8 protein-coding genes, 2 tRNA genes and 1 pseudogene are annotated in these 7,661 nt (G+C 63.5%); 6 read left to right on the top strand and 5 right to left on the bottom strand.

The window, feature by feature from the left end; genetic code table 11:
* Positions 1–248, top strand: a pseudogene (locus tag ACN0X9_RS09075) (DUF3089 domain-containing protein); the annotation flags it as partial.
* Positions 249–252: 4 nt separating this feature from the next.
* Here the strand turns inward: ACN0X9_RS09075 and kdsA are convergent.
* Complete coding sequence (gene kdsA, locus ACN0X9_RS09070) at positions 253–1,101, bottom strand: 3-deoxy-8-phosphooctulonate synthase (RefSeq protein ID WP_417487289.1); 849 nt, start codon at positions 1,099–1,101, stop codon at positions 253–255.
* Between the two features lie 131 nt (positions 1,102–1,232).
* On the opposite strand from kdsA, the gene ACN0X9_RS09065 reads away from it, so the two are divergent.
* Complete coding sequence (locus tag ACN0X9_RS09065) at positions 1,233–2,717, top strand: cryptochrome/photolyase family protein (protein WP_417487288.1); 1,485 nt, start codon at positions 1,233–1,235, stop codon at positions 2,715–2,717.
* Here ACN0X9_RS09065 and ACN0X9_RS09060 read toward each other — a convergent pair.
* The gene (locus ACN0X9_RS09060) at positions 2,714–3,343 is read right to left on the bottom strand and encodes a DUF6134 family protein (protein WP_417487287.1); all 630 of its coding nucleotides are present in this window, start codon (positions 3,341–3,343) and stop codon (positions 2,714–2,716) included. The two genes, ACN0X9_RS09065 and ACN0X9_RS09060, sit on opposite strands and share 4 nt — an antisense overlap.
* 109 nt (positions 3,344–3,452) lie before the next feature.
* On the opposite strand from ACN0X9_RS09060, the gene ACN0X9_RS09055 reads away from it, so the two are divergent.
* The 4 genes from ACN0X9_RS09055 to ACN0X9_RS09040 are packed head-to-tail and all read left to right on the top strand — an operon-like array spanning position 3,453 to position 7,039.
* Positions 3,453–4,454 (top strand): cysteine synthase A, encoded by a 1,002-nt coding sequence (locus ACN0X9_RS09055; protein WP_417487286.1) that lies wholly within the window; start codon positions 3,453–3,455, stop codon positions 4,452–4,454.
* Positions 4,454–5,284, top strand: a complete 831-nt coding sequence (locus ACN0X9_RS09050) for a sulfurtransferase (RefSeq protein ID WP_417487285.1) — start codon at positions 4,454–4,456, stop codon at positions 5,282–5,284. The genes ACN0X9_RS09055 and ACN0X9_RS09050 overlap by 1 nt, the downstream gene beginning before the upstream one ends.
* Positions 5,281–6,429, top strand: coding sequence for a cystathionine beta-lyase (gene metC / locus ACN0X9_RS09045; RefSeq protein WP_417487284.1), 1,149 nt, complete (start codon positions 5,281–5,283; stop codon positions 6,427–6,429). The genes ACN0X9_RS09050 and metC overlap by 4 nt, the downstream gene beginning before the upstream one ends.
* 55 nt (positions 6,430–6,484) lie before the next feature.
* Entirely contained in the window at positions 6,485–7,039 is a 555-nt protein-coding gene (locus ACN0X9_RS09040; protein WP_417487283.1) for a DUF1993 domain-containing protein, read from the top strand.
* Between the two features lie 35 nt (positions 7,040–7,074).
* Here the strand turns inward: ACN0X9_RS09040 and ACN0X9_RS09035 are convergent.
* From ACN0X9_RS09035 to ACN0X9_RS09025, 3 genes are all read right to left on the bottom strand, one after another.
* A tRNA-Arg gene (locus ACN0X9_RS09035) sits at positions 7,075–7,151 on the bottom strand.
* Positions 7,152–7,171: 20 nt separating this feature from the next.
* Positions 7,172–7,477, bottom strand: a complete 306-nt coding sequence (locus ACN0X9_RS09030; RefSeq protein WP_417487282.1) for an ETC complex I subunit — start codon at positions 7,475–7,477, stop codon at positions 7,172–7,174.
* 73 nt (positions 7,478–7,550) lie between these two features.
* A tRNA-Pro gene (locus tag ACN0X9_RS09025) sits at positions 7,551–7,627 on the bottom strand.
* Positions 7,628–7,661: the final 34 nt, after the last annotated feature.

Genomic DNA, 7,661 nt, shown 5'->3' with positions numbered 1-7,661 from the left:
CCGACGGGGTGTTGTTTGTCGAAGAGCCCCGCCATCGCGATCTGCAACGCCCGCACCGCCTCGCCGAGGACTTCCGCGAGCCGCCCTTCAACCTGTTTTACGAAGACCTGCGCCTGGACGTCGCCCAGCGCACCTTCGCGCTGACCAGCATCCTGCAGGAAGAACGGCGATGGGCGCCGCCTCTCGATCTCATCGAGGACGTGGATGACGCCCCGGTCGTGCCGATACCGGACCGGCGGGACTTTTGACCGCTCAGTAGCCCTTGGCGAGGGCGTCAAACTCCAGCAGACGCTTTACCAGCGCTTCAAACTCGCCCAGCGGCACCATGTTGGGGCCGTCCGACGGCGCGTTGTCTGGGTCCGGATGGGTCTCGATGAAGACCGCCGCCACGCCGACCGCGACAGCGGCGCGAGCCAGGGTCGGCACGAATTCACGCTGACCACCCGACGATGTACCCTGCCCGCCCGGTTGCTGCACCGAGTGGGTCGCGTCGAACACCACCGGAGCGCCGAACTGTGCCATGATCGGCAGGGAGCGCATGTCGGAAACAAGCGTGTTGTAACCAAAGCTGGCACCGCGCTCGCAGGCCATGATGTCGGGATTGCCCGCTGCCGCGATCTTCTCGATCACATTCTTCATGTCCCAGGGCGCCAGGAATTGCCCCTTCTTCACATTGATCGGCTTGCCGGTCTTGGCGGCGGCGATGAGGAGATCGGTCTGGCGGCACAGGAAGGCCGGGATCTGCAACACATCAACAGCTGTCGCGGCAATCCGCGCCTGTTCTTCGCTGTGCACATCGGTCAATACCGGCAACCCGCTGGTTTCACGGATTTCCTGAAACACCGGCAGCGACGCCTCAAGTCCAAGGCCGCGCTGGGCGCTGGCACTTGTGCGGTTGGCCTTGTCGAATGAGGTTTTATAGATCAGGCCGACATCCAGCCGGTCGGCGATCTCGCGGAGCTGGGCGGACACATCCAGCCCATGCTGCCGGCTCTCGAGCTGACACGGCCCCGCGATGATGGAGAGCTTGCGGTCATTGCCGATCTCGATCGGGCTCTGACCGGGGCGCGGGATGGAAATCACAGAATTGACCTGGCTCACGCGGTGTCTCCTTCGTGGATACGCAAATTCCTGTCGGCGATGGGCGCCGAGCGGGCCGCTGCTGAGCGACTGATCCGATATCGGGTCCGCAACGTAGACCGACAAGGCCCTTATTGAGCGACAGGACAGGAATGGCAAGTTCAAGCGCCACCGCAACAGCCCTGGTCTGGTTTCGGCGAGACCTGCGACTGCACGACAATCCTGCGCTGTGGGCGGCGGTCCGCAGTGGCCGGCCGGTGGTCTGCGTTTTTATTGAAGACCCGGATCGGGTTGCGCAACTGGCCCCCGGACGGGCCTCGCAATGGTGGCAGCATCATTCACTGGCAGCATTGTCGGAGTCGATCCGCCAACGGGGGGGACAGCTTGTTCTGCGGCGGGGCGACACGATCAGCGAACTGGTCCGCCTGTGCGAGGAAACAGGCAGCACGGAAGTCTATTGGAACCGGGGCGACAATCCGGCCAGCGACAGCGCCGACACGGCGCTGGCGGCCCGGCTCGCCGACGCCGGCGTGAAAGCACGTGGCTTCGCCGCCGGCATCCTGTTCAACCCGGCAACCCATCTCAATGGCAGCGGCAAGCCCTACCGCGTTTTCACCCCGTTCTGGAAAGCCTGCCTGCGCGCGCCAGAGCCGTCAGCCCCACTGCCAGCCCCGGACAGACTGCCGGATGTCGCTGCTATCGCCAGTGACCAGCTGGACGACTGGGGCCTGCGCCCCCAAGCCCCCGACTGGGCCAGTAGTTTCAGCGCGGACTGGGAACCGGGCGAAGACGGCGCCCTCAACAGGCTCGAGACCTTCCTGGCCAATGACCTTGCCGGCTACCCGCAATCGCGTGACCGCCCGGACGAGGACGGGACATCGCGCCTGTCGCCGCATCTGGCCTGGGGCGAAATCTCGCCGCGCATGATCTGGCATACGGTCCGCGACCATGCCGAACGCGGCGGCAGTTTCCAGGGCGCCGAAAAATTCCTGTCCGAGCTGGGTTGGCGCGACTTTGCCATCTATCTTGCCCATCATTTCGGCAGCCTGCGGATCGAAAATTTCAACCGCCAGTTCGATCACTTCCCCTGGCGCAGCAATGCGGCGGGGCTGGAGGCGTGGAAGCGCGGCCAGACCGGGATCCCCATTGTCGATGCCGGCATGCGCCAATTGTGGACGACCGGGTGGATGCACAACCGGGTCCGGATGATTACCGCGTCCTTCCTGATCAAGCATCTGGGCGTACACTGGCGCGACGGCATGGCCTGGTTCGAGGACACGCTTGTCGATGCCGACCTGAATGTGAATGCCGCCAGCTGGCAATGGGTGGCAGGCTCCGGCGCCGATGCCGCGCCCTACTTCCGGATCTTCAATCCGGTGACACAAAGTGAACGGTTCGACCCGCAGGGCGATTATGTTCACCGCTGGGTGCCGGAACTGTCGGGCCTGTCCGGCAAGTCCGTTCACGCCCCCTGGACCCGTCCGGCAGCCGAGTTGCGCGCTGCCGGCATCACCTTGGGCGAGACCTATCCCGCACCAGTCAAGGACTTGAAAACCGGCCGTGAGCAGGCGCTGGAGGCCTACCAGACAATGAAAGCCCGCGCCGAAGCCGTTTACGAGCCGGCCCTCAACGACTAGCTGTCGCGCAGACGGTATTCGATATCTTGCCCACGCACGGAAAAGGCACAGCCAACCCAGCGGCCGTTCAGATCATACCAGAGATCGACCACAACCGATCCGGTCATCCGTATCCGGCGGGCATCAATCTGTCCCGCCTCGGTCCGGATCGACTCGATGCCAAATTCCTCGATCTCGACCGGCATCGGCTCGCCGGTCTCTGTGTTCAGCACCGCCGGCAGGCCGGGCGGGTAGCCGGACCAGTGACTGGACGGGACCAGGCCCGCCAGACCCTCATCGCGGGTATCGCTGCGTGTGAGGCGGACTTGGACCCGCTCACCATCCTTCAAGGTCGATGCCGACAGGCTGACAAGGTCTTCTTCAACCCAGATCTCCTCGGCTTCATGTTCATAGCGAAAGACGGTCAATGGGCCGAAGCCGACCCGCAACTCGATATCGACCATGACCTGGAGGGAGCCGTCGGCCTGATCATCAAACCGCACCACATGCTGACCAAAGGGTGAGCCGTTGCGGTAGACATCAAAGGCGACGTCGCCGGGCGTGTCGCCCAGGGCGGGCGGTGCGAGACTCAGCGCAACCAGGCCGCCGGCGACCATCAGGGGGAAACGGGTTCGGGTGTTGATCATGATGGTTCTACGCACAGAGCGATCATCCGGATTGCAGCCCTTGCCATTTTCTTCGCCATCCGCGACACCCAAATAACTGCCGTCCTTTGCAATTCAGGAGATCTGCCTCGTGTCCCACGCTGCCAGCGTCATCGATTTGATCGGCAATACGCCACTCCTGCGCCTCAAGGCTGCCTCCGAGGCAACCGGATGCGAAATCCTGGGCAAGGCCGAGTTTCTCAATCCGGGCGGTTCGATCAAGGACCGCGCGGCGCTGGGGATCATCCGCGCGGCCGAGGCCAGCGGCGCCCTGCGCCCGGGCGGCACGATCGTCGAGGGCACCGCCGGCAATACCGGTATAGGTCTCGCCCTGGTCGGCGCGGCCCTGGGCTATCGAGTGGTGATCGTCTTTCCGCGCACCCAGTCGCGCGAGAAAAAGGACGCCATCCGCCTGCTGGGTGCCGAATTGATCGAGGTCGATGCGGTGCCCTACGCCAATCCCAATCACTACGCACGCTATTCGGGCACGCTGGCGGCCGAGCTCAATCAGAGCGAACCCAATGGTGCGGTCTGGGCCAACCAGTTCGACAATGTCGCCAATCGCGATTTCCATGCGGCCACAACAGCGCAGGAAATCTGGGAGCAGACCGATGGCAGGCTGGACGGCTTCATCTGTTCGGTCGGTTCGGGCGGAACACTGGGCGGTGTATCGAACGGGCTGAAAGCGAAGCGCGCTTCGGTGCAGATCGGCTTGGCCGATCCGGGCGGCGCGGCCCTCTATGGATTTTACACCGACGGTGTCCTGAAAGCCGAAGGCAATTCGATTACCGAGGGTATCGGGCAGAGCCGGGTCACCGCCAATCTCGACGGCGTTGCTGTCGATCGCGCCTACCGGATCAATGACGAGGAGGCCCTGCCGCTCATTTTCAATCTGGTCCAGGAAGAAGGCCTGTGCCTTGGCGGTTCGTCGGGTGTCAATATCGCCGGCGCCATGCGCCTGGCGCGCGATCTGGGACCGGGCCACACCATTGTCACCATCCTTTGTGACCACGGCGCCCGCTATCAGTCCAAGCTCTACAATCCGGACTTTCTTCGTGAGAAGGGCCTGCCTGTGCCGGGCTGGCTGAGGTGATGCCGAATTCCCTGATCGCCGCCTCCGACGCGATCGCCCGATCGGGTGACGCCCGAACCGTATTTATCGATGGCAGCTGGACCTTTCCCGCCGGTCCGCAGGATGGCGCCAATGGATGCATTCCGGGCAGTCGCCATTTTGACATCGACGAGATCCGCGACACCGCCAATCCACTTCCGCACATGCTGCCGGACGCCGACACGTTCACGCGACATGCACAGGCCATGGGCATCAACCGCGACAGCCGTCTGATCGTCTATGACCGGTACGGCCTGTTCAGCGCCGCCCGGGTCTGGTGGATGTTCACGGCCATGGGCCACACCGAGGTTCAGGTTCTCGATGGCGGGCTGCCAGCCTGGGTCGCGGCCGGTGGCCCCATCAACAGCGATCATGCCCCCGAACCGGAACCCGGTGACTTCGTCGCCCGTTTGCGGCCGGACCGCCTTGTTGACCGGGACGGCGTGCAAACTGCCATTCGAACCGGGGGCGCTCAGATCTTCGATTCGCGCGGCAAGGCCCGCTTCGCCGCAAGGGTGCCGGAACCGCGCGAAGGCATGCGCGGCGGCCACATGCCTGGAGCCCGCAACCTCCCCTACACCAAATTACTCGACCGGGACGGCAAGCTACAGGTCGACCCGAAGCTGTTCGATGAGGCCGGGCTGGACCCCGACAAGCCGGTGATCACCAGCTGTGGCTCCGGGGTCACGGCCTGCATCCTGTCACTGGCACTGGATTGCCTGGGCCGGGAATCAGCCGTCTATGATGGCTCCTGGAGCGAATGGGGCAGCCGTCCCGACACCGAAATTGAAACAGGACGTGCGCCATCATGAAGGACGATACCAGACTGACACGCCTCGGGCGGCCGCATGATGATCGCGGCCAGGTGAATCCGTCGGTGGCGCGTGGTTCAACCATGCTCGCCCCGTCAGCCTCCGCGCTCTATGACTTCCCGCCGGGCCGAAAGCATTATGGCCGGGTCGGACTGGAAACCCATGACGCGCTGCGTGGCGCGCTGACCGAGCTGCAGGGCGGGGCCGGCTGCGCCCTCACCTCGTCCGGCCTGATGGCCAACACCCTGTCCATCCTCGCTGCCACCGAGGCGGGCGGGGAAGTCCTCGCAGCCGATTGCATCTATGGTCCGGTGCGTAATTTCCTGACCACCCAGATGTCGCGCTATGGCGTCAGGACGCGCTTCTTCGCCCCGCAAATGGGGGCGGAGATCGGCGACCTCATCACCGATGAGACCCAGGCCATCCTGCTGGAAAGCCCCGGTTCCTTGACCATGGAAATGCAGGACGTTCCGGCCATCGCCAAGGTGGCAAGAGAGAAAGGTGTCATCACCATCATCGACGACACCTGGAGTGCCGGGCTGACGATGAAACCGCTGCAACTGGGCGTCGACTACGCGGTCCAGGCACTGACCAAATATGTCGGCGGCCATTCCGACCTGCTGATGGGCGCCGTGGTCGCGCGTGACGACGCCCTGTTCCAGCGCCTGCAGACCACCGAACGGGCCTTTGGCTTCCACACCGGCCCGGACGACGCCTATCTCGCCCTGCGAGGCCTGCGCTCGATGGGCGTAAGAATGCAGCGTAGCGCCGAGAGCAGTCTGGCCATTGCCGACTGGCTGGCGGCGCGCTCAGAGGTTGGCGCCATTCGCCATCCGGCCCGGCCCGACCATCCCGACCACGCCCTTTTCAAGCGCGATTTCACCGGCGCCTGTGGCCTGTTCGCCTTTGAAGTGCCCGGCTGGGACATCGCGACCTCGGAGCATTTCCTCGACGCCCTGGAGGTGTTCGGAATGGGCTTTTCCTGGGGCGGATATGAGAGCCTCGCCATCCATTGCGACCCGCAATTGAAGCGCACCAAGACTGACCACAAGCATGAAGGCGCCCTGATCCGACTGTCGATCGGCCTGGAAGCGCCGGAAGATTTGATCGCGGACCTGGCGCGCGGTTTCAACGCCGTGAATTGACGGGAGCACGGTCCGTGCCCCGACCGCCCGAATATGCAAATTGGAAAAGATGTCCATGACACTCAGCGAAACCCTCATCCCCACCTATCGGCAAATGCTCAAAGGACTCGCCTCTTGGCTGGAAAAGGCCTCGGAACAGGTTGATGATCGCGACGCACTGATGGCAGCGCGCCTGGCACCGGACATGTTCCCGTTGTCGACCCAGATCCGCTTTGCCTGCCTCCAGGCCCATGAAGGCGGGCACCGGCTGAGCCACCAGGACTTTCCCGAAGCTCTCGACATCCTGCTCGAAGAGGGCCGGAATGGCGGCGAAAACCCGGGCAGCATGACCGACGCCCTGAAACGCATCGACGAGGCTGTGACAGCCCTGGACGCGTTTGTTGCAGACGATATGGACAAGGCTGCCGATCAGCCCCTGGCGCTGGAGCTTCCCATGGGCCTCGCCTTCGACCTCGACGGCAAAACCTATGCTCGCGACTGGGCCCTGCCCCAATTTTACTTCCACATCACCATGGCCTACGCGATCCTGCGCCAGCAAGGCGTTGAATTGGGCAAGGCGGATTATGTCGCCCACATGTTCGGCTATCTCCGACAGCCAGCCGATGCCTAGGTTTGCGCGCGCGAAATGATGTGAAACACAGGAAATGGCGCTTCCGGCAGGACTCGAACCTGCAACCATCCGCTTAGAAGGCGGGCGCTCTATCCGGTTGAGCTACGGAAGCGGAAATCCGGACGGTCAGCGCTAGTGCGACCAGGGCTGTTTGCGGTCCGCCGAAAAATTCTCGGAATAGGACTTGGTATAGCGCTTGGGCTCTTGGGGTTCGACCACCTGGAAGGGAATGCCCTGACGCTTGGCGTAGGCCACAGCGTCGTCCTGGCTGTCGAAATCGAGCTTGATCTGGCCGCGCATGTCGGAAGAAGAGGTCCAACCCATCAGCGGATCCGGCTTTTTGGCCATTTCCGGAGAAAATTCGAGCACCCAGCGCTTGGTCTTGCCGCGGCCGGATTGCATCGCATTGCGAGCGGGACGGTAAATCTTTGCGAACATTCGCCTCTCCCAGTCAAATCCTCGTCACGCCAATACCCGCCTGGCGCCTTGTCCGGTTGAGCTCCCGGACAACTGGTCGGGGCGGCAAGATTCGAACTTGCGACCCTTCGCTCCCAAAGCGAATGCGCTACCAGACTGCGCCACGCCCCGACTGACTGACCTTATGTAAGCGCTCTCGCCTTAA

The sequence above is a fragment of the Maricaulis sp. genome (genome assembly GCF_048268525.1).
In the GTDB taxonomy this organism is placed as follows: Bacteria; Pseudomonadota; Alphaproteobacteria; order Caulobacterales; family Maricaulaceae; genus Maricaulis.
Note: the sequence above shows the minus strand (reverse complement) of the source record. Positions and strands in the feature narration are given on the sequence as shown.